Origin of the sequence: Kocuria aegyptia (genome assembly GCF_039530085.1) — a bacterium.
GTDB lineage: Bacteria > Actinomycetota > Actinomycetes > Actinomycetales > Micrococcaceae > Kocuria > Kocuria aegyptia.
Window position 1 is genome coordinate 65,105 of sequence record NZ_BAAAOA010000029.1, and the last position, 26,710, is coordinate 91,814.

A 26,710-nucleotide genomic window follows, 5' to 3' on the forward strand; every position below is an offset into this window, starting at 1 on the left:
CAGTCGAACATCCCATGCACCATCCGGACCCCGACAGGCAGGTGTCGTGCTCCACCCGTCGCCGCGGCTCCGGGGCAGATGGTGTCATACCCGGCCGGCATCCCAGTGGTCGGCCGGCCGCGTCGCGCCGTCGCCGGTTCTCCTCGATCATCGTCGTTCCCGTGGTGCTCGCGGTAGCCGTCGTCGGTCTCGTCACGTCCTGTGGAAATCCGGACCCGGAAGATGAACGAGTGGGCGACGGACCGATCGTCGGGTGGAGCGCGTGGGAGGCTGCCTCTGCACGGCAGGATGTGGTCGCCGGCCAGCAACGGGCCCAGGCCCCCTGGGAAGCGCAGGACCCCAAGGTGATCGCCCTGCGTCCCGGGGCCGAGCCGCCCGAGAAGTTCAAGGGGAAACTGCCTCTGAACACACTCATCCAGCCGACTCGCCCCGCTCAAATCCTGCCCTTGGGGCAGTTCGGCCCCCGGAGCGGTCCCGATACCGGTAAGGCGGAGGTGCACACCGGTACCGATCTCTCGGCTTCCGAGGGGCTGCCGGTGGTTGCGGCGATGGAAGGCGTGGTGACGGACGTCTTTTGGGACGAGTGGGGGGGCAATCGGGTGGAAGTCGCCCATGTGAGCGGCCTGACCACCACGTACAACCATCTTCAGCGCGTGCAGGTGGAGGTCGACGACAAGCTGGAAGCCTCCCAGCAGCTCGGCACGGTGGGCCAGACTGGGGCGCGTGTCACTGGCCCGCACCTGCACTTCGAGACGTGGGTCGACGGGAAGGTCGTGAATCCGCAGTCCTTCGACTGGCTCGAAGGGGAGCGGATCATCCCGGCAGTGCGGGAGGCCAAGACCCAGGAACAAATCCCCGCCAAAAAGAAGGAAGCGCTTCCACCGTCCAAGCGGGACTCCGCGAAGATCGTCAGATCATGGGGCCAGCAGTCCACGAAATTGGTGGTCCGCGCGGCCGAGGCCGAGGGGTCTTCCGAAGGTGGGAGGTCCTCCGAGGGCGGGGGGACCTCCGGTGGTGGGGCGGCTCCCGAGGGTGGGGCGGCTCCCGAGGGTGGGGCGGCTCCCGAGGGTGGGGCGGCTCCCGAGGGTGGGACGGCTCCCGAGGGTGGGACGGCTCCCGAGGGTGGGACGGCTCCCGGGGGTGGTGGGGCAGTGCCCGACGGTGGGGGGGCCTCCGGTGGGGCGGCTCCCGACGGTGGGACGGCTCCCGGGGGTGGTGGGGCAGCGCCCGACGGTGGGGGGACCTCCGGTGGTGGGGCGGCTCCCGACGGTGGGACGGCTCCCGACGGTGGGACGGCTCCCGGGGGTGGTGAGGCAGTGCCCGACGGTGGAGGGACCTCCGGTGGTGGGGCGGCTCCCGAGGGTGGGACGGCTCCCGAGGGTGGGACGGCTCCCGGGGGTGGTGAGGCAGTGCCCGACGGTGGGGGGACCTCCGGTGGTGGGGCGGCTCCCGACGGTGGGACGGTTCCCGGGGGTGGTGGGGCGGTTCCCGAGGGTGGGGGCTCCGCCGGTGGTGGAGCTGCTTTCGGTGAGACACCTTTCGACAAGGGGCCGGTGTTGCCTTGACGACGGGTGAAGTCTGATGAGCGTGACGGCGGTCATCGGACCAGCAGGCCCGAGAATCTTGTATCTGGTCAGGTCCCGACCGCGGTCGGAGAATCTGTTGCATCTGCATCAAGTCGCCGCATGACAAGGCACCGATGAGGGGACGGTGGATCTCTCGGTCCGAGCCTGCTGTTCGCTTAAGCTGAGGCCGCGGGGCGAGAGCGCCCCGACCGTCTGCACGTTCTTCTCGTCGCTCGTCGCGACTTCCTGGGGGAAACACTGTCATGCCCCGCGACTCCTCTCGCCGTCCCGCTCACATCGATCTGCGTCACCGCGCCTCCTCACCGGTGACCGCCCTCACCGCGTTCTCGGCCCTCGTGGCCGTGAGCGTGGCCGTCAGTGCGGGCATCGCACCCGGAGCCGGCGGCGAGCGGGGCACCTCGGCCTTCGGCGCTCCGGCAGCCTCCGCCGAACAGCCGGACGGCGGGTGGAGCCTGCTCGCGGCCGGACAGGAACAGACCACCCCTCCGGTCGGCCCGCTGCGGGACGACCGTGCTGCTTCGCCCGTGCGGGACGGCGGTGCGGGGACGGGCTCCTGGAGGGAAGGAGCCGGGCGCGGTGACGGTGGTCGCCAGGCGGCCTCCACGGTGCGCCCGGGGCAGCAGGCGCCGAAGCTGTACCAGGGCGAGCTGCCCATCAACACGATCATCGCGCCGACCCGGCCCGGTGCTGTCCTGCCCGGTGGCCAGTTCGGCTGGCGGATCGCCCCTGACCGCGGCGGGCGGGAGTTCCACAACGGGACCGACGTCTCCGCCGCGGCGGGCCTGCCCGTCGTCGCTGCCCTCGACGGCGTGGTGACGGCCGTGTTCTGGGACGTCTGGGGCGGCAACCGGGTGGAGGTCACCCATGCGGACGGGATGAGGACCACGTACAACCACCTCGAGGACGTCCGGGTCCGAACCGGCGACCGGCTCGCCGCCTCGGAGCAGCTCGGCACGGTCGGGGCCACCGGCATCCGCGTCACGGGCCCGCACCTGCACTTCGAGACCTGGGTGGACGGGCAGGCGGTCGACCCGCAGTCCTTCGACTGGGTCGACGGCATGCGCGTCATTCCCGCCTCCCGCAGCAAGTACTCCCTCGAGGTCCCCGTCCCGGACGCGGTCGAGGACCCGGCCGCGAAGAAGGCTGAGACGGCGAAGAAGGCCGAGACGGCGAAGAAGGCTGAGGCGGCGGAGAAGGCTGAGGCGGCGGAGAAGGCTGAGGCGGCGGAGAAGGCTGAGGCGGCGGAGAAGGCTGAGGCGGCGGAGAAGGCCGAGGCGGCGGAGAAGGCCGAGGCGGCGAAGAAGGCCGAGGCGGCGAAGAAGGCCGAGGCCACGAAGAAGGCGGACGCCGCGAAGAAGGCCGAACCCGGGAAGACCGGGACCATCGAGCAGCCCGGGCGGCAGGTGGAGGCCGTGCCACCGCCGACGGATCCGGTGGTGCCCGAGCCGGTGGTGCCCGAGCCGGTGGTGCCCGAGCCGGCGGCGCCCGAGCCGGCGGCGCCCGACCCCGTGGCGCCCAAGCCGACGGCGCCCAAGCCGACGGCGCCCAAGCCTGCGGAGCCCAAGCCTGCGGAGCCCGAGCCCGAGCGGGGAGTCGCTCCCGTCGTCGTCCCCGACGCAGTGCGAGACTCCGACGGGGACGGAACCCTCGACGTCGAGGATCCCGACATCGACAACGACGGCACACCCAACGAGCTGGACGACGACATCGACGGGGACGGGGTCCCCAACGACATCGACCCCGACATGGACGGCGACGGCCTGCGCAACGAGCTGGACGACGACATCGACGGGGACGGCATCCCCAACGACGAGGACGACGAGCCCTATCGTCCTGCCCCCAAGGCGGCGTCCAAGCCGGCCACCGACCCGGCCCGCCCGGCCGGCCCCGCGAAGGGCGGTGACGCCACCGACCCGGCCGAGACCACCGACCCGGCCCGTCCGGCCGGCCCCGCGGAGGGCGGTGACGCCACCGACCCGGCCGAGACCACCGACCCGGCCCGTCCGGCCGGCCCCGCGGAGGGCGGTGACGCCGCCGGGACGGCTGCGGCGGCCGAGCCCGCGCCGGGCGCACGAGCGGATGGGACGGTCCGCCGCTGAGGCCCGGCGCGGAGTTATGCAGGTGTGACGAGGGCATTCGCCGAGTCCGCAGCGTAGCGGACTAGAATTTGCCCCCGGGCTGACAGTTATTTCGCGCGGGAGCGGGAGCCATGAGCACCACCGACCACGGGGCGCCGGGCAACGGGACGGCCAGGGCGCTCCAGGAACTCCGGGCCCGTCTCACCGGGGGGCTGATCGAGCCCGGGGACCCGGACTACGACCGGGCCCGCCGCGTCTGGAACGGACTCATCGACGCACGTCCCCGGGCTGTCGTGCGGGCCGGAGGCCTCGAGGACATCGACCTGACCCTGGCTGCGGCCCAGCGCACACGGCTGCCGCTGGCGGTGCGGAGCGGCGGGCACGGTGTCGCAGGTCACGGCACGGTCGAGGGTGGCCTGGTGCTGGACCTCGGGCGTCTGCGGGGCGTCGTCGTCGATCCGGCGAACCAGCTCGTGAGCGTGGATCCCGGCACCACCTTCGCCGCGCTCGACCGCGCCACGGCCCGGTACGGCCTCGCCGTTCCCGGCGGCCTCGTGGGGACGGCCGGCGTGGCGGGGCTCACCCTGTGCGGAGGCATGGGCTGGCTGATCCGCAGCAACGGGCTGACCCTCGACAACCTGGACTCCGCCGACGTCGTCACCGCCGTCGGTGACCACCTGCACGCGAGCGAGGAGGAGAACGCCGGGCTGTTCTGGGGACTGCGCGGCGGCGGGGGCAATCTCGGGGTCGTCACGTCCTTCACCTTCAGGGCCCGCCGGCTGCCGTCCACGGTGCTCGCCGGGAACCTCCACTACCGCAGGCCGCAGTGGCGGGGGGCCCTGACCGCCTTCGCCGCGTGGTCCCACGGTCTGCCGGACGAGATGAACCCGGTCCTCATGTTCGCGATCCCGCCCCCCGGGGCCGGGATGGGCGACGAGCCGGTGCTGACCGTGGGGTTCAGCTGGGCCTCCGCGGACCACGCCGCCGGCCTGGACGTCGTCGACGGACTGAGGGAGGACGCCCCACCCGATTCCGAGGAGATGGGACCGACGCCCTGGCTCGCGTGGCAGGGGACGAGGGACGGTCTCTTCCCCAAGGGCTCGCACGGCCACTGGCGGAACCTGCCCTTCTCCCGGCTGGACGACGAGGTCATCGACGTCCTCGTCGAGCTGGCCTCCGGGATCACCAGCCGGGGCACCGGCATCGACGTCCACCACCTCGAGGGCGCTTTCGGCCGGGTGCCCGAGGAGGCCACCGCCTTCCCCAACCGGTCCGCGCGGTACTGGCTGATGGTGCACGGCGTCCGGCACGACCCCTCCGGCGACGAGCACCTCGCCGCCTTCGTGCGGACCGTCCGTGACGCGATGCAGCCGTTCGCGGAGCACGGCGAGTACGTCGGCCTCATGGGCCCGGAGACCGAGCTCGGAGGCGCTCCGGCGGATGCGGCCCGCCTGGCCTACGGACGGGAGAAGCACCAGCGGCTGGCCGTCCTCAAGGACCGCTACGATCCCGGGAACCTCTTCCGGCACAACCTCAACGTGCTGCCCGGCCGGCTCCGATAGCGGTGGGCAGCGCCTCGGCGCGCGGGCTCACGGCCCGCGGCGCCGACGTGCCCGCCCCGTGCCGACGTGTCCGCCCCGTCATGTCCGGTCCGGACCGGTGGCCGCCCTTCCCTGGCCGCCGGCCCCGCACTATGGTCGTCAGTCCAGAGACGCCGCGATCCCGGGAGGCACCCCGCATGCCGATCTACGAGTACCGGTGCCCGGAGTGCGGCGACTTCGAGGTCCTGCTCAGCATGGGCGCGGCCGCCCGCGAGAGCGGCTGCCCCGGCTGCGGGACCCCGGCGCGCCGGTTGATGAGCGCGCCCGGGCTCTCCCGCAGTGGTACCCCTGCGGCCCGGCTGATCGAGCGCACCGAGCGCACCGCCGCTGAGCCCGACGTCGTCGCCGCGCCCCCACCCGGCCCCCGCCGAGCGCCCCGAACCACCGGCAACCCCCTGCGCCGCAGACTTCCCCGGCCCTGAGAGGCACCCGCACCGCAGTCAAGGAGGCACGTCATGCCGGAGCTCATCTTTCCCCTGGACTCGTCACGGCCGTTCGAAGACCAGCAGCTGGTGGGGCACAACCGGTGGCACCCGGAGATCCCCCCGGTGGCCACCGTGCGGCCGGGGGACACGTTCCGGGTGCACTGCCGGGAGTGGTTCGACGGCGCGATCGTCAACGACGACTCCGCCGAGGACGTCCTCAACGCGCCCCTGACGACCGTGCACAAGCTCTCCGGTCCGTTCGCGGTGGAGGGCGCGCAGCCGGGGGACCTGCTGGTCGTCGACATCCTCGACGTCGGCCCCATCCCGCAGGAGGACTCGGGCCCGCTGGCCGGTCAGGGCTGGGGGTACACCGGCGTCTTCGCGCGGTCCAACGGCGGAGGCTTCCTCACCGACCGGTTCCCGGACGCCTACAAGGCGATCTGGGACTTCCGTGGCCAGACGGCCACCTCCCGCCACGTCCCGGAGGTCTCGTTCACCGGCATCGTGCACCCCGGTCTGATGGGCACGGCGCCCTCCGCGGAGCTCCTGGCGCGGTGGAACGCGCGGGAGAGCGCGCTCATCGCCACCGACCCGGACCAGGTCCCGCCCCTGGCGCTGCCGCCCGAGCCCGAGAACGCCCTGCTCGGCGCGGTTCCCGACGCTGACCTCGAGCGGGTCGCCGGGGAGGCCGCGCGCACCGCCCCGCCCCGGGAGAACGGCGGCAACCAGGACATCAAGAACCTCACCAAGGGCACCCGCGTCTTCTACCCCGTCTTCGTGGACGGCGCGAACTTCTCCGTGGGAGACCTGCACTTCTCCCAGGGCGACGGCGAGATCACGTTCTGCGGCGCCATCGAGATGGGCGGATTCGTCGACTTCCACGTGGACGTCATCAAGAACGGCATGGAGACCTACGGGGTCGCGGAGAACGCGATCTTCCTGCCGGGGAACACGGACCCGCAGTACAGCGAGTGGATCGCGTTCTCCGGCACCTCGGTGACCCTCGACGGCGAGCAGCGCTACCTCGACTCGCAGCTGTCCTACCAGCGGGCGTGCCTGCACGCGGTCGACTACCTCACGAAGTTCGGGTACTCCCCGGAGCAGGCGTACCTGCTGCTGGGCGCGGCGCCGATCGAGGGCCGGTTCTCGGGGGTGGTGGACATCCCCAACTCCTGCGCCACGGTCTACCTGCCCACCGCGATCTTCGACTTCGACGTCCGGCCCTCCGCGGCCGGTCCTCACCAGGTGGATCCGGGCGCGGGGGCGCCGCACGCGGCCGCATGAGCTCAGGCGGTCCCGAGGGCGAAGTACAGGCCGACCACGGCGGTGGCCACGTCCTGGCCGCACGCCGCAGTGGGATATCCGGAGCCCAGCACCGCGATGTGGTGAGCCGTCCCGCCCGTCACCGTCCGCCCCACGCTGTGGGTGTCCCATGCGCCGGCGGCGTCCGGCAGCCACCCGTTCTTGACGAGGGAGCCCGCCGCCCCGGACCCGTCCGCGCGCGGAGCCCCCACGCCCCAGGTCTGGGACGGGTGGCTGGGCCGCATCTGCTCCCGCAGCCAGGCGAGGTCCTCCTCGGGCAGCCAGTCCGCCCCGTGGACGACCGTGCGCAGCACGGCCAGCTGGTCGGAGGCCGTGGTCAGGTTGTGGCCCCAGCCGCCCGAGGAGCGGGTGGAGACGGCACCCATGAGGCCGTAGGTCTCGTTGAGCTCGTCCTCCATGGCGGAGACCGTGGGCCCGAGCGCGCCGTAGAGGGAGGTGGTGGACTCGTTGCCGCTCTCGTGGACGCTGTCACGGATCAGCGCGCGCTGCTGCTCCGTGAGCCGCCCGTCCCGCTCCGCGGCGAGGCGCATGGTGGTGAGTGCAAGCGGGACCTTCGAGAGACTGGCCTCCATTCCGGACACCTCCGGGTGATGGGCGAAGAGGGTTCGGCCGTCCGCGTCCTGCACCAGCAGCCCTAGCTCGGCGCCCACGGCCCCGCTCAGTCCGTCCAGCGCTGCCGTCAGTGCGCGCCGATCGTCCTGCACAGGGCGTCCGGTCGCGACGGGCAGCGCTCCGGCGGCAGGGCCGCACGAGGCGGGGACGACGACCGAAGCGGTCGCAGCGACCTCGCCGCTCGGGGCGGCCGGGAGCGCGTCCGCCGACGCCGGGGCGGAGAGCCCCAGGAGGAGGGCGCCGGCCCCCAGGGCGCGGGTGGTACTCCGGTGCCGCAGGCGTGCCCGACTCCGGCCTCCCGTGCTCCTGCGCGGCGTCCGCTCTGCCGATCCGTGCGGGTCCTGCTCACGCAATGAGTCCCCGGTCCGTCCAGGATGTCGGCAGGTGCCCTCCGGCGGGGAGCAGCACGAGCTGGGCCGAGGGCAGCCGCTCGCTGAGGCAGTGCGCGTGGGTGGGCGGCACGACGTCGTCGTCCTCGGCGTGGACCACGACGATCTCGAGGTCCGCGAGCTTCCGGCCCACGGTGGGGGGCAGGGCGAAGCCCTGCTCGTTCCAGTCCGGGTGCTCCGGGCACCAGCACGGGGCCGCCACGGTCACGACTCGCTGCAGCAGCGTGGGGATCCGGTGGCAGAGGAAGCGCAGGGCCTCGGACCCGCCGAGGGAGTGGCCCACGATCACCCAGGGCTCGTCCGGGATGGCGCGGACGGCCCGGCCGATCGCCTCCTGCCACTGCTCCGGGTCGGGGTCCTCCGGGCTCGGGAGGTCCGGGGCGACGAGGTCGGCGTCGGGCCATTGCCGCCTCAGGGCCTCGAGCACCGGGTTCTCGCCGGGGCCGGGCTGGGTCCCGGCGCCGTGCAGGAAGAGGATGCGCTGGACCATGGGTCACCTCGGGGACGGGGAGGTGACGGCGGACGCCGCCGGTTCCAGCGTCCCCGCCGCCGCGGCAGGGTGTCAAGAGCCGCGGGCGGCTCCCGCCCCTGGTCGCACGAGGTCGAGGCCGGGTCCTTCGAGCCGGTCGAGGGCCGCCGTGCGACCGGTGAGCAGCAGCAACAGCGCCTCCATGGTGCCGCGGACCTCGGGCCCGCTGCCGGCGCGCCAGTCGACGTCGGTCGCGGTGAGCGTCACCCCGCGCAGCCGGCGGCGCGCCCGGAACGGGAACGAGATGGACCACACGCGCTCGGCGGCCGTGCGGGCGGCCTCCGGGGGCATGGCATGGTGCCGGCCCAGGGGCAGGGCGATGTCCTGGGTGTGGACCAGGATGTCGAGGAGTGGATCCCGGACGCCCGTGCCCGGGGGGTGACGCCGCGACCCGTCGAGGCGGCGGTAGTCCGCGACGATCTGCTCGACCGGCTTCCGGCCGCGCTTCCGGGCATCCAGGAACACGGCGCGGTTGTAGTCCCCCCGGCCCTGCCACAGGGCGCGGGCGAGGTCGGCGAGACCGAACTGGGGCGAGGAGATGACGTGGGCCGCGACGTCCCGCACCGCCCATCCCGGGCACAGGGTGGGGTGGTCCCACTCCGCGGGGGTCAGCGTCTCCAGCAGGTCCGCCAGCGCGGACCGCTCCCGGTGGACGGTGTCCCAGATGGCGGTGCGGTCCATGATAATCTCCCTCTAGTGGTCAGGTTTCCTGACTAAATAATCCGGCGGGGACGCCACGGTGTCAAGGGGTGGAAGTGCACGAGGACGCGGGGACGAACACGGGGCTGTTGCTGTACTACCCGTATCGGGACATGGAGATCCGGGTGCTCGAGGCCCTGCACGCCGCGGGCTTCGCGGACCTCTCCTACGCCCAGGCGCGGATCTTCCAGCGGATCGGCCCGGACGGCACCCGCACGGTGCAGCTGGCGGAGCAGGCCCGTGTCACCAAGCAGACGGCCAGCCTGCTCGTGCAGGCCATGGAGGAGGAGGGGTACGTGGAGCGGCGCCCCGACCCCGCCGACGCCCGGGCGCGGCTCGTGACGATTGCCGAGCGCGGCCGGGCCGCCCAGGCAGTGGCGGCCGGCGTGGTCGCGGAGGTGGAGGAGCAGTGGCGGCGCAAGCTCGGGTCGCGGCGCTATGCCGCGCTGCGCAGGGCGCTCGCCGAGCTGCACGAGGAGCCCGGTGACGCCCGGCCGACCACGGACCGCCCGGCTGACCACGGACCGCCCGGCTGACCACGCACCGCTCGGCCGGTCCGGCAGAGCCCGGCCGACCGCGCGGTCCCGGTCCGGCCGGGCCCGGGGTGGTCACGGGGGCGCGCCGTGGTCGTCCGGTGGCGCGACGCCGCCGCCGGGCCACAATGGGACCATGACCGACACCGCCGCCGCCCCGGAGGAGCCCCGCACCTGCCGCGCCTACTGGACCGCGGAGCCGGGCCGGGGGGAACTGCGCACCGCGGAGCTGCCCGCCCCGGGCCCTGAGGAGGTCCTGGTGCGGGCGCTGCGCTCCGGGATCAGCCGCGGCACCGAGTCCCTCGTCCACCGCGGCCTGGTCCCGGCGCGGGTGCACCAGCGGATGCGCGCCCCGTTCCAGGAGGGGGACCTCCCGGGCCCGGTGAAGTACGGCTACCTGTCCGTGGGCGTCGTGGAGCAGGGGCCCGAGGGGCTGCTGGGCCGGCGGGTCTTCAGCCTCCACCCCCACCAGGACCGCTACGTGGTCCCTGCCTCCGCCGTGACCCCGGTGCCCGACGACGTGCCCTCCGGGCGCGCGGTGCTCGCCGGGTCGGTGGAGACGGCCGTCAACGCGCTGTGGGAGGCCGCCCCCCGCTTCGGGGACCGCGTGGCCGTGGTCGGCGCCGGGATGATCGGGGCGTGCGCGGCCGCACTGCTGGCCCGCTTCCCGCTGGCCCGGCTGCAGCTCGTGGACCCGCAGCCGTCCCGCGGGGAGCTCGCGGCCCGGCTCGGCCTGGAGCACGTGCTGCCTGAGGACGCGGCGGAGGAGTGCGACATCGTCCTGCACGCCTCCTCCACCGCCGCCGGCCTGGCGCGGGGACTCGAGCTGCTCGGCGACGAGGGCGAGCTGATCGAGCTGTCCTGGTACGGCGACGAGGACCCGGCCGTCCCGCTCGGCGCCGACTTCCACGCCCGCCGGCTGCAGATCCGCGCCAGCCAGGTCGGCGCCGTCGCCCCCGCCCGCCGGGCCCGCCGCACGACCGCCGACCGGCTCACCACCGCGCTGGACGCCCTCCGGGACCCCCGCTTCGACGCCCTGCTCTCAGAGACCTCCTCCTTCGAGGAGCTGCCCGCCACCATGGCGCGGCTCGCCGCAGGAGCCCCGGACGTGCTGTGCCACGTGGTGCGCTACGACTGACCACCCCCCCCACCGACCCGAGGAGTGCTGTGTTCACCCTGACCGTCCGAGACCACATGATGATCGCCCACAGCCTGCCGGACCCCTTCTTCGGCCCGGCCCAGAACCTGCACGGGGCCACCTACCAGGTCGAGACCACCTGGTCCCGGCCGGTCCTCGACGAGCACGGGGTGGTCATGGACATCGGCGTGGCCAACGACCTGCTCGCGGGCGTCCTCGACGGGCTGCGCTACCGCAATCTCGACGAGCATCCGGACTTCGCGGGCCGGCTCTCCACCACGGAGGTCCTCGCCCAGTACGTCGCCGAGCGGCTCGCGGCGGGCGCGGCGTTCGTCGAGGGGCTCGAACGGCTGACCGTGACCCTCCGGGAGACCCCTGACGCCTGGGCCTCCTACACCCTCGAGCTGCCCGTGCTGAGCGAGCGCGGCGGGCCCGCCCCCGTCCGGTGAGCACCATGTGCGCGGGCATCGACGTGGTGGCGCCCGACGACGGCGGGCGGCCCACCGGCGGCTCGCTCTACGACCGCCGGCTCGTGGCGGCCCTGGGCGCCCTGGGCCGCCCGGCCCGCCTCGTGCCGGTGGCCGGGGACTGGCCCGCGCCGGACGGCGCCGCCCGGGCGCGGCTGCGCCGGGCGCTCGGGGCACCGGCCCCCGGACGGGCGGTCGTCCTCGACGGCCTCGTGGGGTGCGCAGACCCGGAGGCCGTCGACGACGCCGTGCGCTCCGGCGTGCCCGTGCACCTGCTCGTGCACCTGCCCCTGCCCGCCGAGACCGGGCTGGACCCCGCGGCCGCCACGGAGCTCGCCCGGCGGGAGGCAGCGGCCCTCGCCGCCGCCAGCGGCGTGCTCGCACCCAGTGCCTGGGCGGCCCGCGACCTCCGCCGCCGCTACGGCACCGCGGACGCCGTCGTGGCCGAGCCCGGCGCCGAGCGCGGACCGGTGGCCGCGGGATCGTGCCCGCCGCGGCTGACCTGCCTGGCGTCCCTGACTCCGCGCAAGAACCAGCGTCTGCTGCTGGAGGCCCTCGCGCCGTTGACCGGCCTCGGCTGGACCCTCGACCTCGTGGGCCCCGAGGGTGCCCCCGAGCACGTCGGCGAGCTGCGGGCGGCGGTCCGGGAGCTCCTCGGGCCGGGGCGGGTGCGCTGCCCCGGCCCCCTCGAGGGCCTCGCGCTGGCCCGGCAGTGGGCGCGCACGGACCTGCTGCTGCTGCCCTCCACGGCCGAGACCTACGGCATGGTCGTCACCGAGGCGCTCGCCCACGGCGTGCCCGCGGTGGTCGCGGCCGGCACCGGGGCGGTCGAGGCCCTCGACGGCACGCCGGAAGCCCGGGACGCGGCCGGTGCGCGCACTCCGGCCGGTGCCGGAACCCCGGCCGGCGCAGGCACCCGGGCCGGTGCCGCCCTCGACCCCACCGACCCGTCCGCCTGGACGGAGGTGCTGCGCGAGTGGCTGACCGACCCCGCCCTGCGCGCGCAGTGGCGGGCGGCGGCGCTGGCCCGCCGCGAGCGTCTCCGCAGCTGGGCGGACACCGCCCGCGACGTCCTCGCGGCGATCGGGCCACCGCCCGGCCCCTCGGACCCGCCCGGCCACGGCACCGCACCCGACCGCGACACCGCACCCGGCCACGGCACCGCGCCCGACTGCGACATCTGCCACGACACCGACCGAACCAGGAGACCGTCATGACGAACCACGCCGCCCCCGACCGACCCGTCGCCGGTGACTGGCTGGCCCTGCGCGAGCCGGCCGACGCCGCGGCCCGCGAGGACTCCCTGCCGCTGATCGCCCGTCTCGTCCGGCACTGGGAAGAACTGGCGCCGGCCGGGGACCCTAGCTCCTCGGGCGCCGAGCCCGTCGTGGTCGTGGACCTCGGCGCCGGGACGGGCGCGAACCGGGCCTGGCTGGCCCGGCACCTGCCCGGCCCCCAGCGCTGGATCCTGCTCGACCACGACCGAGAGCTGCTCGACCGCGCCGTGGCCGCCGCCCGGGCCGACGGGGCCGACGTGGTGCCCGTCCTCGCCGGGGTCGAGGAGCTCGGCCGGGTGCTCTCGGAGCACCCGGCCCCCCGGCGGCTCGTGACGTGCTCGGCCCTGCTCGACCTGCTGACGCGGGAGCAGATCCGGGACCTGGCCCGCGTGCTGTCCGAGGAGACCGTCCCGGCGCTCCTCGCCCTGACCGTCGACGGCGAGGTCCTGCTCGACCCGCCCCACCACCTGGACCCCTCGGTGCTGGGGGCCTTCGAGGACCACCAGCACCGCGGTGAGCTCGTCGGCACCGACGCCGTGCGCCTGGTCGCGGAGTCCCTCCGAGAGCGCGGCATGGTCGTGGACGTGACGCCCACCCCCTGGTGGATCTCCGACCAGGCGTGGGCCCGGCCCCTCCTGGAGCGGTTCCTCGCCGACCGGGCGGACGCGGCCGTGGAGCACCGCCCGGACCTCACGGCCGAGGCCCACGCCTGGTTGCGGACCCGTCTGGTGGACTGCGCCCGCGGCCGGCTCCGGGCCACGGTTGGGCACGCGGACGTGCTCGGCCTGCCACCCGTCAGCTGAGGCCGCGGGCGCCGCGCTCCAGCCACAGCACGTCCCGGCCGAAGGAGATCAGCAGCAGGACCAGCGCGACGACGGTGGCGGCGACGGCCAGCGGCAGCGGGATCAGGGGCACCAGCGCGCCGAGCAGGACCCCGCCCTGGATCCCCGCCACCACGCGGCGGTAGGACGAGTAGGGCAACGGGCGCCGCCACGCGGGCCGCACCCGCAGGCCCAGCAGGAAGAGATAGCGCAGGGCGCCGATCACGGCCACCCACCAGGCCGCCGGCAGCCCGATCCGGGCGGCGACGGCCACGGAGAGGAACAGCAGCAGCACGGCGTCGACCTCCTGGTCGAACCGTGCCCCGGCGCGCGTGGCGCTGCCGGTGCGGCGCGCCACCCACCCGTCGACCCCGTCGAGCAGCCAGGCGGGCAGCGCGACGGCGAAGACGGTCCAGCACCAGGCGTCGACGGGCCGCCCCGCGTCCTGTCCCAGCACGGGGACCAGGCCCACGGGCAGGAGCGCGGCGGTCAGGGCGACGAGCACGGAACGGCCCACGGTGACCCGATCCGCGGGGCCGTACGGCTCGCCGCGGCGGCCCACGGTGCTGCGCACCACCGCGCCGAGGACGGCGAGGCCCAGCAGCCCGGAGGCCACCAGCACCGGCGGCTCCACGTCCGCCAGGAGGACGAGCGCCGCGAGCGCTCCCCCCAGACCCACGAACGCCAGGAGACCGTCCCGGCGAGCCGAGGCACGAGGGCCGGTGGAACGGGCCAGGGGCATGCGGTCGCCTTCCGCGTCGGGGGCCTTCATCGTGAGCGGGCGCGGCCCGTCGCGTCAATCCGGGTGGGGACGGGCGGTGGCTAGACTGCGCCCATGCCCGCCGAGACCCCGCCCGCCCTCAGCCGGCGGCGCGTTCTCCGCGCGCTGCTCGCCGCCGGGCAGGCGGCGGCCGGACTGGTGCTCCTCGCCCTGCTGTTCCGCACCTTGGGCACGGACGCGGTGCGCAGCGCCGTCGGAATCCTGACCCCCGCGACCGTGGTGCTCGCGCTGGGCGCCGGGGTCGTGGCCACCGCGACCCAGGCCCAGCGCTGGCGGCTCGTGGCCCGCAGCCGTGGCACGCCGATCGGGTTCCGGGAGGCCCTGGGCGAGTGCTGGGCGTCCGGGCTCGTCAACCTGCTGCTGCCCGGGGGCGTGGCCGGGGACGTAGTGCGGGTGCTCCGCCGTCGACGGCGCGGCGACAGCTGGCCCGGGGCCGGCAGCTCCGTGCTGGGCGAGCGGCTGGCCGGGACGTCCGTGCTGCTCGCGGCGGGGGTCGTCCCCGCCCTGGCGGTCGGCGGCTGGCTCGCCGCGGCCCTCGGCCTCGGGGCGCTCGCCGTGGGGGCCGTCGCCTGGCGCTCGACGAGCGGCGCCCCGGCGCGGGACCGGGCCGCGGTGTGGGTGCTGTCCGTGCTCGCCTGGGCCTGCTACCAGGGCCTGTTCCTGCTGGCCGCCGTGCGTACCGCCCCGCAGGAGACCCTGGCCAATCTGTGGGGGACCACCGTGCTGGGCCTGGCCGGGATGTCCGTGCCCGTCGGGGTGGGCGGCTGGGGCCCGCGCGAGGGCATCACCACCCTGGCCGCGATGGCCCACTCACTGCCGGCCGGGACCGGCTTCGCGATCTCCATCGGCTACGGGCTGCTCGCCCTGATCTCGGCCCTGCCAGGGATCGTCGTGCTGATTGGATGGCTCCGGCCGGCGGTGGCCGCACCTTCGCTCTAGGCTCCTGAACGCAGGTTCGTCACATCAATGAAGTTCCATGTTCTTGCCGAGCTGACCGGGCCGTGGACCGTAGCATCAAGGGCATGAGAGCTCCAGTTGTCTCGGTGGACGATCACCGCGGCTTGGGGAACTCCACGCTGGTCCCCTCGCTCATGCTGGTGGGCTGGGCGATCGGCTTGGTGGTGACGGCACTCGTGGTGTGGAGTCCTCACGTGCTGTTCGGGTATTACGGCCCGTCCATGCACCTCGTGCTGGACACCGTCGACGCCTGCGTGGCTCTTCTCGTGGCCTATCTCCTGCACGGCCGATTCACCCGCCGCAGACGGTTGCAGGATCTGCTGCTCGCCCAGGGGCTCATCCTTCTGGCGGTGGCCGGGATCGGATTGACCTACGCGGCGGAGTCGTTGGACGGTTCCCACGGGGGGTCGTTGGACGTCTGGTTGCCGTTGGCCGTGCGCACGGCAGGGGCTGCCTTCATCGCCGGCGCGGCGCTGGTGAGCCCAGCGCGCGAGGTCCCGGTGGCGTCATGGTGGTGGGCGGTGGTCGTTCCCGTGGCGTTCGTCGTGGTCATCTCATTGGCACTGTGGGCCGGTGGTCCCCTGCTGCCCACGCCCCTCGGCCCGACCGATGGCAACGGGGCGCTCCAGCCGCCGATCCTCAGCGGCCATCCGCTGCTGCTGACGGCCCAAGGAGCGGCAGCGGCGTGCTTCTTCGTCGCGTCCATCGCTTTCACCTCGCGGGCGCTGAGCCGTGCCGATCCCCTCCTCCACTGGCTGGGACCGGCCTGCGCTCTGGCGGCCTTCGCCCGCGTGAACTACGCACTGTTCCCCTCGCTGTACACGGACTGGATCTACACGGGCGACATCCTCCGGACCGGTTTCTACCTCTTCCTGCTCATTGGGGCGAGTCGTGAGATCGAGCAGTACTGGGACGCGCGCTCCCGGGCCGCCGTGCTCGAGGACCGGCGCCGGCTCGCTCGCGAGCTGCACGACAGCGTCATTCAGGAGCTCGCCCTGATCCGGATGGAAGGCCACGCCCTGCCTGCGGACGAGCCGACCCGGGGGCGCATCCTGGGGGCCTGCGACCGTGCCCTGGACGAGGTCCGGGTCGCCGTGCAGGCGCTCGGAACCGCCGCCGACGAACCACTGGGCTTCGTGCTGCACCGCGCCGCGCGGGAGCTGGCCCAGAGGTACCGGGTCCACCTCGAGGTGGACGTCGACGACTCCATCGACGCCGGTCCGGAGCAGCAGCACGCGCTGCTGCGCATCGTTCAGGAGGCGGTGTCCAACGCGGTGCGCCACGGCCGGGCCGAGAAGCTGTGTCTGCGGCTGGCCCGGAACGGCGACGGCCGTCGCCTGGTGGTCAAAGACGACGGCGCCGGTTTCGACGTCCGTCGTGCCACCGGGACGGACGCCGGGTACGGTCTGATCAGCATGCGGGAACGGGCGGGGTCATTGCCCGGAGCGCTGGAGGTGTGCTCGGAACCGGGCAGGGGGAGCGAGGTGACGGTCACGTGGTAGACGGGAATACGGGGAACGGCGGCGCCGCGAGCGGAGGCCGGGCGGACGGCTGCTCGGCGGGCGAGGAACGGATCCGGGTCGTGCTCGCCGACGACCACGCGCGGATGCGGGCAGCGGTCCGACACGCTCTCGAAGCCGGCGGGTGCGAGGTGTGCGCCGAGGGTGCGAGCGCCGACGACGCCGTGCGCCTGGCCGCCGAGCACCGTCCGGACGTGGCACTGCTCGACATCCACATGCCCGGCAACGGGATCAGGGCCGCCGAGCAGATCAGCCGCAGCCTGCCCCAGACGGCGGTGGTGATGCTCACCCGATCGGACGACGACGAGGACCTCTTCGACGCACTGCGGGCGGGCGCGGCCGGATACCTGCTCAAGGGTGCCGACCCGGCGACCCTGCCCGGGGCGCTGCGCGGCGTCCTGGCCGGGGAGGCCGCGATGTCCCCGGCGCTCGTCACGCGTGTCCTGCAGGAGTTCCGGGCCCCGGGCCGGCGGATGTTCCGTCGCAGGTCCGACGCCGCGGGCAAGCTCAGCCCGCGGGAGTGGGAGGTCATGGAGCTGCTCGCGGAAGGGCGGTCCACCGAGGAGGTGGCGGCCAAGCTCTTCGTCTCGCCGACGACCGTGCGGGTCCACGTCTCGACGGTGCTGCGCAAGCTGCGGGTCAAGGACCGGGAGAGCGCCTTCCGAGTGCTCAAGGGGGAGTAGGGCCCGTCCCGGTCCGGGCGAGCGCGACCAGCGCAGCGCCGAGGGCCTCAGCTTCGGACAGCGTGTGCTCCGTGGTTCCGACCAGCACGTACGGCCCGTCCACGGCGCCCGTGTCCGGGTTGACCGACATGCACAGGCGGGCCACGACGCCGCGAGCCACCATGAGCGGTTCCCCCTGGTGCAACCAGTCCTCCTCCCCGCGGTGGACGCCGTGGCCGGACACGCACCAGTGCGGGCAGGAACGGCGGACCCTGCCCCCGGGGCGTTCCCGGGCGCGCTCGGTGTCGGTCATGAATCCTCCCCTCTGGCGGCAGGGACCTGGGGTGCGGCGTCGCCGCCGGATCGACGAGGAGGGTTCCAGGCCCCGTCGGCCTGGAACCCTCCTCTGTCAGAACCTGTGATCGACGTCCCCTAGGAGAGAGGCACGCCGTTCACGGTCAGGGAACTGCTGGAGGACACCACCTCAGGCTCGCCGGCGGGCGTCGTCAGCGTCCAGGAGCCGGCGCTGTTCGGGCAGGAGTTCAGCTTCGGTCCCTCGCTGGTCGAACTCTCCGTCAGTGTCCCGGTGTAGCCTTTGAGGTCCCATCCAGTGATTTGGTTCTTCACTCGGGCGTCGGCGGAGACCAAGCCGCTCGTGGAAGTCGTGGTGGTCGACTCCCTCGGCTGGACCTTCTCGTTATTCGAGTTGGTGCACTCCCATGAGTACTCCGAGACGGTGGTGCTCACCGCAGCAAAGACAAAACTGCCGTTTTGTACCTGTGCGTTGTTCAGGTTGAGCGCCAGCTGGACGTCGCCCTTGCCGACGAATCCGGTGCCGTCCGTGTTGAGTGTGACCGCCGCGGAGGCGGGTGCTGCGAATGCCAGGGACGCGGCGAACGTGGTCGCCGCGATGCCGGACAGAAGGTGCTTGTTCATGGTGTTCCCCCAAAGTTCTTGCCCCCGTGACGGAGCTTCTCCGATGCCGCAGGGATGTCGGCGTTTCCGTCGACGCGTCCACTTGAAGTGGCCCCTGCTGTTTGGTGAGCCCCCCCGGCTCGCCGTGTACTTCGAGGCTATGGCCGGGGTGGAACCGGAAGAAGACGGTGCGGCGTTCAAACGCCTGAACACCGGCCCCTGAGGCGTTCAAACCCCTGAACGGATACAACGACGCGGGGAACTCGGTCACGCGGCCGGCTCCTACTGGCCTCGGGCGTCGCCCCGGGGACGTTCCCGGGCTTGCTTCGAAAGAGGGCAACGACATGTCAACACGTTTAGGTGGTTGAACACCGAGGCACTGGAATTTGCTATGGCAATACTGCAGACTCACCCTGGGGATCGGCCCACAGGGGGTGGGCCGAATGATTCGGGGGGAATTCCATGCCTTACTCACGCACGTCCAACGCCACGTCCGGTGCATCTTTCAAGCGGGCGTCCGGTCGCGCTGTCGCGGCCCTGGCCATCTCAGCCGTTTTCGGCGGGATCGCCGTGGCTGCACCGGCGCACGCGGCGCCGCCGTCCACCGCCGGCGGGGTGTGCAACGGCGTCGTCAACCAGACGGCGCACCGGGGTACGGTGCAGCAGGGCCTGCTGAAGGCGGCCGCGAAGAAGAACGCGGACCAGATCACCAAGCTGCAGGCAGAGAAGGCGGCGCTGACGAAGAAGGCCGAGGATCTCACGGCCGATATCAGTGCGGGCCAGAAGGCCATCGTCGCCCTCGAGAGCGAGGAAGCGCAGACCGACCTCGACATCGAGGCGGCCGAGAACGAGCACGCCGGCCTGGTCGAGCAGCGGGCCGAGACGGTGGAGGCCGTGGCCGCCGCCGAGGAGGCTCTCGCCGCGCTGCAGTCGCAGCAGACCAGCCTGCGCGAACGCCTGGCGCCGCTGGAAGCGGACCTGGAGGCCGGGAAGCAAGCGCTCGCCGCCCTGGAGGACCAGGCCGCCGGGGCGACCGCGGACGCCGTGGTGAAGCAGGAGCAGATCGACGCCGCCCAGGCCGAGCTGACGACGCTGGAGGCCGCCGCCGCAGCGGCCCAGAGTGCCCTCACCGCGCAGAACGAGCAGGTCACCGGGGCCGAGGCCGAGCTCGCCGCTCTGGAGCGCGCCGCCGCCACGGCCGGGGACGCCCGCACCGCCGCCGAAGGAGCCGTCACCGCGGCCGAGTCGGAGCTCCAGCGGCTGCAGGACAGCGGCGCTGCCGCCCAGTCCGAGCTCGACGCCCAGCAGGCGGAGATCGCCGAGGCGAAGGAGGCCCTCGTCGTGGCCCAGGCCACCGCGGAGCGCGCCGCCGACGCGCTGGCCGCCCAGCAGGCGGAGATCGCCGAGGCGAAGGAGGCCCTCGTCGTGGCCCAGGCCACCGCGGAGCGCGCCGCCGGCGCGCTGGCCGCCCAGCAGGCGGAGATCGCCGAGGCGGAGGCCGAGCTGGCCGCTCTGGGGAACACGGCGAAAACCGCCGCGGATGCCGCCGCCGCGAACGACACGCAGATCGCCGCGACCGGTGCCGAGATCGCCGCTCTCCAGCAGCAGATCGACGAGCAGAACACGGCCATCGCTGCCAAGCAGGCGGCCCTCACGCAGGCCCGGAACGATCTGACGACCCTGCAGGAGCGGACGACGTTCCTGGACCAGGAGATCGCCCGGCTGGAGAAGACCAACGGCGGCAAGAAGGAGGAGCGGGAGGCCCGGGAGGCGCAGATCGCCGCCCACAAGGCCGAGCTCACCACGCTGACCACCCAGATCGGCGACAAGACCACTCTGATCTCCGGTCTGCAGGGAGACCTCACCACCCTGCAGACGCAGGTGAACGTCCTGTCCCAGCAGCTGACCACCAAGCAGCAGGAGAGCGCCGGCCTGCAGCAGCAGGCCGCTCCGCTGCAGGCCTCGCTGACCGCCGCCAACACCGCGGTGGCCACGAAGCAGGCCGAGCTCGCCGCCCAGCGGGCCGAGCTGCCCGCGCTCGAGACCGCCGTGACCGAGGCGAACACGGCGGTGACCGCGGGACAGGCCGAGCTGACCGGGTTGCAGGGTCAGCTGCCGGCGCTGCAGGACGCGGTCACCGCCGCGGGCGACAGCGTCACGGCGCAGGAACAGATCGTCGCTGAACTCGAGACCGCCCTGCCGGGTCTCACGGAGGGCGTCGAGGCCGCCCAGCGGGAGGTCGCCGCCCAGCAGTCGATGCTGCAGGACCAGCAGGACCGGCTGGCCGAGGCCACGGCGGCTCTCGAGGCCGCGCAAGCGGCCGTCGCCGCCCAGGAGGCGGAGCTCCGGACGCTCCGGGCAGAGCTGCCCGCGCTCCAGGCGGCCGCGGAGGACGCCGCCGCGGCCGTGGTCACGAAGCAGGGCGAGATCACCGCGCTCAACAGTGAGATGGACGCTCTCGTGGTCACGGTGACCAAGCTCAACACGCAGGTCGCGGCCAAGGAGGCCGAGGTCCTGGACCTGCAGGGACGCGTGGCTCCGCTCCTGGACCAGCTGAACGAGGCCAACGGCGAGATCACTGCCGCGGAGTACCGGCTGACGACGCTGCAGGAACAGGTCGTGACGCTGGACGGACAGGTCACCGCGGCGCAGCAGAAGCTCAATGAGCTGAAGGCGGTCAAGAAGCAGAGCCAGGGCGCGATTGCCGCCCAGACGTCCGTCGTGAAGGGCCTGCAGGACCAGCTCGGGTCGGTCCAGAAGGAGATCAACGCCATCGACGGCATGATCGCGCTCGGCGGCTGCATCGCCTGACCCCAGGCGACCAGGGGCGCTCACCGAATGGGCACCAGACAGGCCCCGGATCCAACGATCCGGGGCTCGTCCGGTACCGGATCCGGGCTGCGAGCAGCGCGGAAGGAGATACGCCGTGCACGAGACCACCGAGAGCCGTCACCCTGGCGACGATGTGACCAGCTCGAGCCGGAACTGCCCCGCAGGGTGCGTCGTCCGGCACGGCGCACTCCCCGGCGAGGAGGGCCGGATCCACGTGGGCGAGCCACGGACCGTCGTCGAGGAGGGCGTCACCGCGCGGTTGTGCATGTCCCACGTCCCGGACAGCGGCGAGCAGGACGGTTTCTACGTCCTCATCGGCACGAACGAGTACACCCCACCGCGCGGTTGTCCTGGGGCGGTCCCTGACCGCGCCGGCGGCCCGTGCGGATTCCCGATCACCGCGGGCCCGGCCGCCGCCGGCCGGAAACGGCCTCGCCGAAGTGCTCGTGACCTGCCGCGTGGCGGAGCGGGCCGCGCGGCAGGGCGCGCCGCGGGGCCGGTGCTAGCGCGCGCCGCGCCGGAGTGCAATAGGAAGCGCTTGTAGCCGAAGACGTCGTCGCCGTGCAGCTCGCGGGCGTGGGGCGTGTTGCCGGGGACCGCCCCGTCCCGGAAGCCGACGTCGGCGAGGCAGCAGGTGCTCGTCGTCGGTCAGCTGCGGGACCTCACGGCCGCGCAGGGCGGCCCCAGGGGCGCGACGGCGACGACTCTGCCGTCGAGCACGCCGATCTCGCGGACCGCGGAGCGGTCGCCGCAGGAGACGTTCCTGCCCGGGAGCACCGCGATCGAACTCGCGGTGGCCGCGAGCGTCGTCGTCGGTTCCGGTGCGCGGGGCGTCTGCGGCGTCCTTGGGACAGCCGTGCTCCGAGTGCTGCGGCAGCGTCATGGACGCGCCTTCGGGCCGGGCGTGCCGGCACCGAGCGCCGGGTCGGTCAGCGGGGGTGCGCTGCGTCGAGCAGCGCGGGCAGGTCGTGGGCGAGCTGAGCCCCCACGGACTCCAGCAGCCGTGCGGCCTCCCGCATGCACGTACGCGGGTCCGGCTCGAGCTCGGTCAGGGCGTAGGTCCGCAGGAAGCCGGCCTCGCGCAACACACGCGGCTCCAGGGTGGTCCGCCCGCACACCGCCACCGCGGGCACGTCCACGTCGCGGGCGGTGTCGAGCACCCCCAGAGGGGTCTTCCCACCCAGGGACTGCTCGTCCAGGCTGCCCTCGCCGGTGACCACGAGATCCGCGCCGGCGAGCTGTTCGGCGAGGCCCACGAACTCCAGGACCACCTCGACCCCCGGGCGGCGGCGGGCGCCGAGCACGGCGAGCGCGGCATAGCCCACGCCGCCGGCGGCCCCGGCGCCGGGGGCCTCGGCCGCCTGCAGCGCAGACTCGCCGAGGGCGTCCGCGAGCCGGTCCCGGAAGACCGTCAGCGCGGCATCGAGAACGCGCACCTGCCCGGGGTCCGCGCCCTTCTGCGGGCCGAAGACCGCCGCGGCACCGCGCTCGCCCAGCAGCGGATGGTCCACATCGGCGGCCAGGACGAACTCCGTGCGTCCCAGCCGTGGATCGAGGCGGGTGAGGTCCACCCGGTCGAGCTCGGCCAGGGCGGCCCCGCCCCTGCCGAGCTCGTCGCCGGCGGCGTCCAGCAGCCGGGCACCCAGGGCCTGGAGCAGCCCGGCCCCGCCGTCGGTGCAGGCGCTGCCCCCGACGCCGAGGACCACGTGCTCGGCCCCGGCGTCGAGGGCGGCGCGGACGAGCTCGCCCGTGCCGCGGCTGGTCGCACCGCCGGCGTCGAGCACCGGCTCCCCGTGCTCGTCCACGGGCAGGGCCGCGAGCCCGGAGGCGAGGGCCATCTCCACCACCGCGGTGCGGTCCCGCAGGGCGAACGCCGCGTCGACCGGCTGCCCCACGGGCCCGGTCACCGTCACGGGCCGGGCGGTGAACCCGGCACCGAGGGCGGCCTCGAGGGTGCCCTCCCCGCCGTCGGCCACGGGCAGCCGGAGCACCTCGGCCGAGGGGTCCGCCGAGCGGATCCCCGCCTCGAGGGCCGCAGCCACGTCGGAGGCCTCGAGGGACCCCTTGAACTTGTCCGGTGCGACGACGATGCGCATCTCCGTCCTCCTGTCCTGGTCGGTGCCGGCGCCGGGCCGGCGGATTGGTCGAGCGGGGTGGATCGCGGTGGGGTGTCCCAGCCGCGACCCGCCCGCGGGGTCAGTGCAGCTCCGTCTGCGGGTCGGCGTCCTTGTGGAGCAGGTGCCGCAACCGGTCCGGGCCGCCCGCACAGCAGGCCTCGGAGGCAGAAGGCCCGCAGCCCCATGGAGTCGCCGGCCTCGACCCCGCCCCGGTCCTGGTCGAGCCGGTGGACGTCCTTGTTCTCGAAAATGTACAGGGCCACGGAGCTGCCGGCGGGGCTGAGCACGGTCCGCGGCGCGTTGCAGCCCGACGTCTCGCACCGCCCGGAGCCCGGCTTTCCCGTCGAGGGGGTGAGGTGGGCGGTGCTCTTGATGGCGAACCCGCACAGTGCCGCAGGATCACCGCCGGTGCCGGTGCAGGCGAAGAAGGGCGCATGGGCGGTGGAGACCGAACTGGCGATGATGATGACGACGTCGAGTTCGTGGGACGTCGTCGGAACTCGGTCGGATGAGATCCACGCGGGACAGGGAAGGCCGCCGAGAGGTGAGCGGAGGCGTGGCAGAGGCACGGAGAAGGCGACGGCGCAGCTCAGGCGCGGAAGGTCAGCTCGGTGCAGAGGTCGTCGCCGAGCACGAAGCGGCGCACCGGGGCGCGCAGGGCCCCGGAGAGGTGCTCGGCGCCGGCGAACCGGATGCCGGGCACGCCGTCCCCGATGAGCATGGGCGCGGTGGTGAGGTAGAGCCGGTGCAGCGTTCCCGCGGCCAGAAACCGGGAGACGGTGCGCCCGCCGCCCTCGACGAGCACGCGCCGCAGGCCCCGCCGGGCCAGCACCTCGAGCACCGCCGAAGGGGCCAGCCCGTCCTCGCCCACGGGCACCCGCAGCACCGTGACGTGCGGCGCCGGCGCCGGCAGCACGTTCACGTGCTCACCGACCACCCACAGCGTGGGCGCGGCGCCGTCCGTGAACAGGGCCGAGGCCAGCGGAGCCCGCGCCGAGGGGTCCAGGACCACTCGCGTGGGGTGCGGGCCGGGCACGGCGCGGACGGTCAGCAGGCAGTCGTCGGCGACGACCGTGCCGACGCCCACGATCACGGCGTCCACCAGCGCGCGCAGCCGGTGCAGGTGCTCCCGGTCCTCCGGGCCGGTCACGAACTCGGCGTGGCCGGTGTGGGAGGCGATGAACCCGTCCAGGCTCTGGCCCAGCTGGGCGAGGACGAGGGCGCCCCGGTGCGCCACGAGGGGTCCGTAGCGCTCGACGAGCTCCGCCCCCGAGGGCGGGACGGGGCGGGCCCGGCCGGCCAGCAGGGCCTCCCAGGCGGCGGCCGTGGAAGCAACGGCTGCGGAGCCGGCGGCACCGGGCGCGGGATTGCCGGTGACGGGGCCGGTCACGAGATCAGTCCCGGGCGAGGAACCGGTCCCGTGCCGTCTCCTCGGCGATGGTCCGCAGGCGGTCGTACTGCTCGGCCGCGTCGGCCTCGAGCTTCCTCAGCTCCTCGGTGTCGAGACGCGGTTCTGCGGGCGCGAGCTCCAGGAGCGTGACCCACATGCTGCGCTTGGCGACCACGAGGGACTGCAGCATCTCGAGCTCCCCGTGGGCGGCGATGCCGGCCCGCTCCCGGATCCGGCTCAGCGGATTGAGCCGGGAGGCGATGCCCGTGACGGTCCCGAGCCCCTTGGCCACCTTGCGCCGGCCGGAGCCCAGGCGGTCGATCATCGCCTCGAGGTGGTCGATGTCGTTCTTGATCTCGTCCACGAACGTGGTGAACCGCTCCTCGTACGGGGTGCCGGCCCACGTGGTGGCCGCCTCGTCGAAGAGCCGCACCCCGGAGAGAGCGCCCATGTAGTGCCCCAGCATGTACGCCTCGAGCTTGTCGGACTGGACTCCTGGGCCCGCGGTGCCGTTCGGGCCGGTGCGCGGCTGCTCGCTCATCTGCTTCTCCTCGCTCGTGGGTAGGACCTCGCCGGGGCGCGCGCCAGGGGGCTCCCGGCACCCCGCGCGGAGCTCCTCGGTCCTCCAGCCTACTGATTCCGCCCCCGCCGCGGCAGGAACGGTGCGGACCGCCCGGCCGGGGCGGAACCATAAGGGGTATGACTATCATGGGCGCATGACTGAGAACGCGAGCGGATCCCCGGATCCCGACGAGCAGCAGACCATCGGCGCCTCCAGCCCCGAGCCGGGCAGCGGGCTCGACCGCGACCCGGACGACTGGGCCACCGGCGAGGAGCCGATGACCAGTGCGCAGCGCAGCTACCTCGACACCCTGGCCCGCGAGGCCGGCGAGGAGCTGCCGGCGGACCTGACCAAGGCCGAGGCGTCCAAGCACATCGACCGCCTGCAGGGCGAGAGCGGCCGGGTCCAGGACCAGTAGGTCCGTTCCGGCGGAGGGGGAGCACCGTGAAGATCGTCGTCCTGGGAGCCACGGGCAACGTGGGCACCGCGGTGCTCCGCCGGCTGCACGCCGCGCCGGAGGTCACGCACATCGTCGGGGTCTCCCGCGAGGGGCCCGAGCGGGAGGGGGAGCCCTACGAGGGCGTGGAGTGGCACACCGTCGACGTCGCCGCCAAGGAGTCCACCGCCGCGCTCGCGGAGATCCTGGCCGGCGCGGACGCCGTGATCCACCTGGTGTGGCTCATCCGCCCCAACCGGGACTTCGCGCTGATGCACGAGACCAACGTGGACGGCCTCGTCCACGTGCTCGACGCCGTGGTGCTCGCCGGTGTGCCCCAGATCGTCTACCCCTCCTCGCTCGGGGCCTACAGCCGCGGGCCCAAGGACCGGGCCGTGGACGAGTCCTGGCCCGTCGGCGGGGTCGAGACCTCGCACTACAACGTGCAGAAGGCCGAGACGGAGGCGGTGCTCAACCGGTTCGAGGAGGCCCATCCCGGGGTCGTGGTGACCCGGTTGCGGCCCGGCTTCCTGTTCCAGGCGGACGCGGCCCCCGAGATCGGGGACTACTTCTTCGGCGCCCTCGTGCCCAAGAGGCTCATCGCCCGGCTGCGCCTGCCCGTGCTGCCGTTCCCCGAGAAGTTCCGCTTCCAGACGCTGCACACCGACGACGTCGCGGACGCGTTCTGGCGGGTCATCCAGCACCGTGCCGGCGGGGCGTTCAACGTCGCGGCCGAACCGGTGATCGGCGCCGACGGCGTGGCCCATGTGCTCGGCGCCCGGCGCGTCCTGCCCGTGCCGCCGGCGCTCGTCCGTGCGCTCGTGGCGATCACCTACCGGTTGCGCCTGCAGCCCACCGACCCCGGCTGGATCGACCTCGCCGACGCCGTGCCCATCATGGACACCACGCGCATCCGTGAGGCAACCGGCTGGTCGGAGACCGTGAGCTCGCTCGAGGCGCTCCGGCAGCTCGTGGACAACCTCGACGGCGGCGAGGGCCTCGGCAACCGGGAGCACCGGACCAGGTCGCCGCTGGTCTAGCCGTCCCGGCGTCCCCGGAC

Annotated in this window: 25 protein-coding genes; 16 read left to right on the top strand and 9 right to left on the bottom strand. The window is 73.8% G+C overall.

Annotated elements, in window-relative coordinates; genetic code table 11:
* Positions 1-14 precede the first annotated feature (14 nt).
* The 5 genes from ABD220_RS18095 to fmdA all read left to right on the top strand — a co-directional run bounded on the left by ABD220_RS18095 (position 15) and on the right by fmdA (position 6,974).
* Positions 15-1,565: a M23 family metallopeptidase gene (locus ABD220_RS18095; protein WP_425552558.1), complete on the top strand. Its 1,551-nt coding sequence runs from the start codon at positions 15-17 to the stop codon at positions 1,563-1,565.
* A gap of 263 nt (positions 1,566-1,828) precedes the next feature.
* A complete protein-coding gene (locus ABD220_RS12170) occupies positions 1,829-3,685 on the top strand; it encodes a M23 family metallopeptidase (RefSeq protein ID WP_344122935.1) in 1,857 nt (618 codons plus the stop codon).
* Between the two features lie 110 nt (positions 3,686-3,795).
* Positions 3,796-5,226, top strand: coding sequence for an FAD-binding oxidoreductase (locus ABD220_RS12175; protein WP_344122937.1), 1,431 nt, complete (start codon positions 3,796-3,798; stop codon positions 5,224-5,226).
* Between the two features lie 176 nt (positions 5,227-5,402).
* A complete protein-coding gene (locus ABD220_RS12180) occupies positions 5,403-5,687 on the top strand; it encodes an FmdB family zinc ribbon protein (protein WP_344122939.1) in 285 nt (94 codons plus the stop codon).
* A gap of 33 nt (positions 5,688-5,720) precedes the next feature.
* On the top strand, positions 5,721-6,974 hold the full coding sequence (gene fmdA / locus ABD220_RS12185; RefSeq protein ID WP_344122941.1) for a formamidase: 1,254 nt from the start codon (positions 5,721-5,723) through the stop codon (positions 6,972-6,974).
* Positions 6,975-6,976: 2 nt separating this feature from the next.
* On the opposite strand, the gene ABD220_RS12190 is transcribed toward fmdA, so the two are convergent.
* The 3 genes from ABD220_RS12190 to ABD220_RS12200 form a co-directional block, all read right to left on the bottom strand.
* Entirely contained in the window at positions 6,977-7,585 is a 609-nt protein-coding gene (locus ABD220_RS12190; RefSeq protein WP_344122943.1) for a hypothetical protein, read from the bottom strand.
* 385 nt (positions 7,586-7,970) lie between these two features.
* Positions 7,971-8,504 (bottom strand): alpha/beta fold hydrolase, encoded by a 534-nt coding sequence (locus tag ABD220_RS12195; RefSeq protein WP_344122945.1) that lies wholly within the window; start codon positions 8,502-8,504, stop codon positions 7,971-7,973.
* A 72-nt stretch (positions 8,505-8,576) separates the two neighbouring features.
* Positions 8,577-9,224 carry a maleylpyruvate isomerase family mycothiol-dependent enzyme gene (locus ABD220_RS12200; RefSeq protein WP_344122947.1) on the bottom strand — a complete coding sequence of 216 codons (648 nt, stop codon included), beginning with the start codon at positions 9,222-9,224 and terminating at the stop codon, positions 8,577-8,579.
* Between the two features lie 74 nt (positions 9,225-9,298).
* Between ABD220_RS12200 and ABD220_RS12205 the strand changes: the two genes are divergently transcribed.
* From ABD220_RS12205 to ABD220_RS12225, 5 genes are all read left to right on the top strand, one after another.
* A complete protein-coding gene (locus tag ABD220_RS12205; RefSeq protein ID WP_344122949.1) occupies positions 9,299-9,778 on the top strand; it encodes a MarR family winged helix-turn-helix transcriptional regulator in 480 nt (159 codons plus the stop codon).
* Positions 9,779-9,911: 133 nt separating this feature from the next.
* Positions 9,912-10,913: an MDR/zinc-dependent alcohol dehydrogenase-like family protein gene (locus ABD220_RS12210; RefSeq protein ID WP_344122952.1), complete on the top strand. Its 1,002-nt coding sequence runs from the start codon at positions 9,912-9,914 to the stop codon at positions 10,911-10,913.
* 29 nt (positions 10,914-10,942) lie between these two features.
* On the top strand, positions 10,943-11,362 hold the full coding sequence (locus ABD220_RS12215) for a 6-pyruvoyl trahydropterin synthase family protein (protein ID WP_344122954.1): 420 nt from the start codon (positions 10,943-10,945) through the stop codon (positions 11,360-11,362).
* A gap of 5 nt (positions 11,363-11,367) precedes the next feature.
* Complete coding sequence (locus ABD220_RS12220) at positions 11,368-12,597, top strand: glycosyltransferase family 4 protein (RefSeq protein ID WP_344122956.1); 1,230 nt, start codon at positions 11,368-11,370, stop codon at positions 12,595-12,597.
* Entirely contained in the window at positions 12,594-13,460 is an 867-nt protein-coding gene (locus tag ABD220_RS12225) for a methyltransferase domain-containing protein (protein WP_344122958.1), read from the top strand. Before ABD220_RS12220 ends, ABD220_RS12225 begins: the two co-directional genes overlap by 4 nt.
* On the opposite strand, the gene ABD220_RS12230 is transcribed toward ABD220_RS12225, so the two are convergent.
* A complete protein-coding gene (locus tag ABD220_RS12230; protein WP_344122960.1) occupies positions 13,453-14,220 on the bottom strand; it encodes a CDP-alcohol phosphatidyltransferase family protein in 768 nt (255 codons plus the stop codon). The genes ABD220_RS12225 and ABD220_RS12230 overlap by 8 nt on opposite strands.
* A gap of 93 nt (positions 14,221-14,313) precedes the next feature.
* On the opposite strand from ABD220_RS12230, the gene ABD220_RS12235 reads away from it, so the two are divergent.
* The 3 genes from ABD220_RS12235 to ABD220_RS12245 all read left to right on the top strand — a co-directional run bounded on the left by ABD220_RS12235 (position 14,314) and on the right by ABD220_RS12245 (position 17,419).
* Complete coding sequence (locus ABD220_RS12235; protein WP_344122962.1) at positions 14,314-15,198, top strand: lysylphosphatidylglycerol synthase domain-containing protein; 885 nt, start codon at positions 14,314-14,316, stop codon at positions 15,196-15,198.
* Between the two features lie 83 nt (positions 15,199-15,281).
* The gene (locus tag ABD220_RS12240) at positions 15,282-16,718 is read left to right on the top strand and encodes a sensor histidine kinase (protein ID WP_344122964.1); all 1,437 of its coding nucleotides are present in this window, start codon (positions 15,282-15,284) and stop codon (positions 16,716-16,718) included.
* Positions 16,712-17,419 carry a response regulator gene (locus ABD220_RS12245; RefSeq protein ID WP_344122966.1) on the top strand — a complete coding sequence of 236 codons (708 nt, stop codon included), beginning with the start codon at positions 16,712-16,714 and terminating at the stop codon, positions 17,417-17,419. The genes ABD220_RS12240 and ABD220_RS12245 overlap by 7 nt, the downstream gene beginning before the upstream one ends.
* On the opposite strand, the gene ABD220_RS12250 is transcribed toward ABD220_RS12245, so the two are convergent.
* Positions 17,406-17,711: a DUF6907 domain-containing protein gene (locus ABD220_RS12250; protein WP_344122968.1), complete on the bottom strand. Its 306-nt coding sequence runs from the start codon at positions 17,709-17,711 to the stop codon at positions 17,406-17,408. The genes ABD220_RS12245 and ABD220_RS12250 overlap by 14 nt on opposite strands.
* 119 nt (positions 17,712-17,830) lie before the next feature.
* A complete protein-coding gene (locus ABD220_RS12255; RefSeq protein WP_344122969.1) occupies positions 17,831-18,334 on the bottom strand; it encodes a hypothetical protein in 504 nt (167 codons plus the stop codon).
* A 441-nt stretch (positions 18,335-18,775) separates the two neighbouring features.
* On the opposite strand from ABD220_RS12255, the gene ABD220_RS12260 reads away from it, so the two are divergent.
* Entirely contained in the window at positions 18,776-21,124 is a 2,349-nt protein-coding gene (locus tag ABD220_RS12260; RefSeq protein ID WP_344122971.1) for a coiled-coil domain-containing protein, read from the top strand.
* Positions 21,125-22,074: 950 nt separating this feature from the next.
* Here the strand turns inward: ABD220_RS12260 and ABD220_RS12265 are convergent.
* The 3 genes from ABD220_RS12265 to ABD220_RS12275 all read right to left on the bottom strand — a co-directional run bounded on the left by ABD220_RS12265 (position 22,075) and on the right by ABD220_RS12275 (position 25,193).
* Positions 22,075-23,241 (bottom strand): glycerate kinase, encoded by a 1,167-nt coding sequence (locus tag ABD220_RS12265; RefSeq protein WP_344122973.1) that lies wholly within the window; start codon positions 23,239-23,241, stop codon positions 22,075-22,077.
* A gap of 610 nt (positions 23,242-23,851) precedes the next feature.
* The gene (locus ABD220_RS12270; RefSeq protein ID WP_344122975.1) at positions 23,852-24,652 is read right to left on the bottom strand and encodes a RibD family protein; all 801 of its coding nucleotides are present in this window, start codon (positions 24,650-24,652) and stop codon (positions 23,852-23,854) included.
* 4 nt (positions 24,653-24,656) lie between these two features.
* Complete coding sequence (locus ABD220_RS12275; protein ID WP_344122977.1) at positions 24,657-25,193, bottom strand: hypothetical protein; 537 nt, start codon at positions 25,191-25,193, stop codon at positions 24,657-24,659.
* Positions 25,194-25,368: 175 nt separating this feature from the next.
* Here ABD220_RS12275 and ABD220_RS12280 point away from each other — a divergent pair, with 175 nt between their 5' ends.
* On the top strand, positions 25,369-25,632 hold the full coding sequence (locus tag ABD220_RS12280; protein ID WP_344122979.1) for a DUF3072 domain-containing protein: 264 nt from the start codon (positions 25,369-25,371) through the stop codon (positions 25,630-25,632).
* A 26-nt stretch (positions 25,633-25,658) separates the two neighbouring features.
* Positions 25,659-26,690: an NAD-dependent epimerase/dehydratase family protein gene (locus tag ABD220_RS12285; protein WP_344122980.1), complete on the top strand. Its 1,032-nt coding sequence runs from the start codon at positions 25,659-25,661 to the stop codon at positions 26,688-26,690.
* Positions 26,691-26,710 lie beyond the last annotated feature (20 nt).

Bases quoted from the DNA above. Each gene is read 5' to 3' on its own strand.
- ABD220_RS18095 (WP_425552558.1), top strand. From the start codon at position 15: ATGCACCATCCGGACCCCGACAGGCAGGTGTCGTGCTCCACCCGTCGC.
- ABD220_RS12170 (WP_344122935.1), top strand. From the start codon at position 1,829: ATGCCCCGCGACTCCTCTCGCCGTCCCGCTCACATCGATCTGCGTCAC.
- ABD220_RS12175 (WP_344122937.1), top strand. From the start codon at position 3,796: ATGAGCACCACCGACCACGGGGCGCCGGGCAACGGGACGGCCAGGGCG.
- ABD220_RS12180 (WP_344122939.1), top strand. From the start codon at position 5,403: ATGCCGATCTACGAGTACCGGTGCCCGGAGTGCGGCGACTTCGAGGTC.
- fmdA (WP_344122941.1), top strand. From the start codon at position 5,721: ATGCCGGAGCTCATCTTTCCCCTGGACTCGTCACGGCCGTTCGAAGAC.
- ABD220_RS12190 (WP_344122943.1), bottom strand. From the start codon at position 7,585: ATGGAGGCCAGTCTCTCGAAGGTCCCGCTTGCACTCACCACCATGCGC.
- ABD220_RS12195 (WP_344122945.1), bottom strand. From the start codon at position 8,504: ATGGTCCAGCGCATCCTCTTCCTGCACGGCGCCGGGACCCAGCCCGGC.
- ABD220_RS12200 (WP_344122947.1), bottom strand. From the start codon at position 9,224: ATGGACCGCACCGCCATCTGGGACACCGTCCACCGGGAGCGGTCCGCG.
- ABD220_RS12210 (WP_344122952.1), top strand. From the start codon at position 9,912: ATGACCGACACCGCCGCCGCCCCGGAGGAGCCCCGCACCTGCCGCGCC.
- ABD220_RS12220 (WP_344122956.1), top strand. From the start codon at position 11,368: ATGTGCGCGGGCATCGACGTGGTGGCGCCCGACGACGGCGGGCGGCCC.
- ABD220_RS12225 (WP_344122958.1), top strand. From the start codon at position 12,594: ATGACGAACCACGCCGCCCCCGACCGACCCGTCGCCGGTGACTGGCTG.
- ABD220_RS12230 (WP_344122960.1), bottom strand. From the start codon at position 14,220: ATGCCCCTGGCCCGTTCCACCGGCCCTCGTGCCTCGGCTCGCCGGGAC.
- ABD220_RS12235 (WP_344122962.1), top strand. From the start codon at position 14,314: ATGCCCGCCGAGACCCCGCCCGCCCTCAGCCGGCGGCGCGTTCTCCGC.
- ABD220_RS12240 (WP_344122964.1), top strand. From the start codon at position 15,282: ATGAGAGCTCCAGTTGTCTCGGTGGACGATCACCGCGGCTTGGGGAAC.
- ABD220_RS12250 (WP_344122968.1), bottom strand. From the start codon at position 17,711: ATGACCGACACCGAGCGCGCCCGGGAACGCCCCGGGGGCAGGGTCCGC.
- ABD220_RS12255 (WP_344122969.1), bottom strand. From the start codon at position 18,334: ATGAACAAGCACCTTCTGTCCGGCATCGCGGCGACCACGTTCGCCGCG.
- ABD220_RS12260 (WP_344122971.1), top strand. From the start codon at position 18,776: ATGCCTTACTCACGCACGTCCAACGCCACGTCCGGTGCATCTTTCAAG.
- ABD220_RS12265 (WP_344122973.1), bottom strand. From the start codon at position 23,241: ATGCGCATCGTCGTCGCACCGGACAAGTTCAAGGGGTCCCTCGAGGCC.
- ABD220_RS12275 (WP_344122977.1), bottom strand. From the start codon at position 25,193: ATGAGCGAGCAGCCGCGCACCGGCCCGAACGGCACCGCGGGCCCAGGA.
- ABD220_RS12280 (WP_344122979.1), top strand. From the start codon at position 25,369: ATGACTGAGAACGCGAGCGGATCCCCGGATCCCGACGAGCAGCAGACC.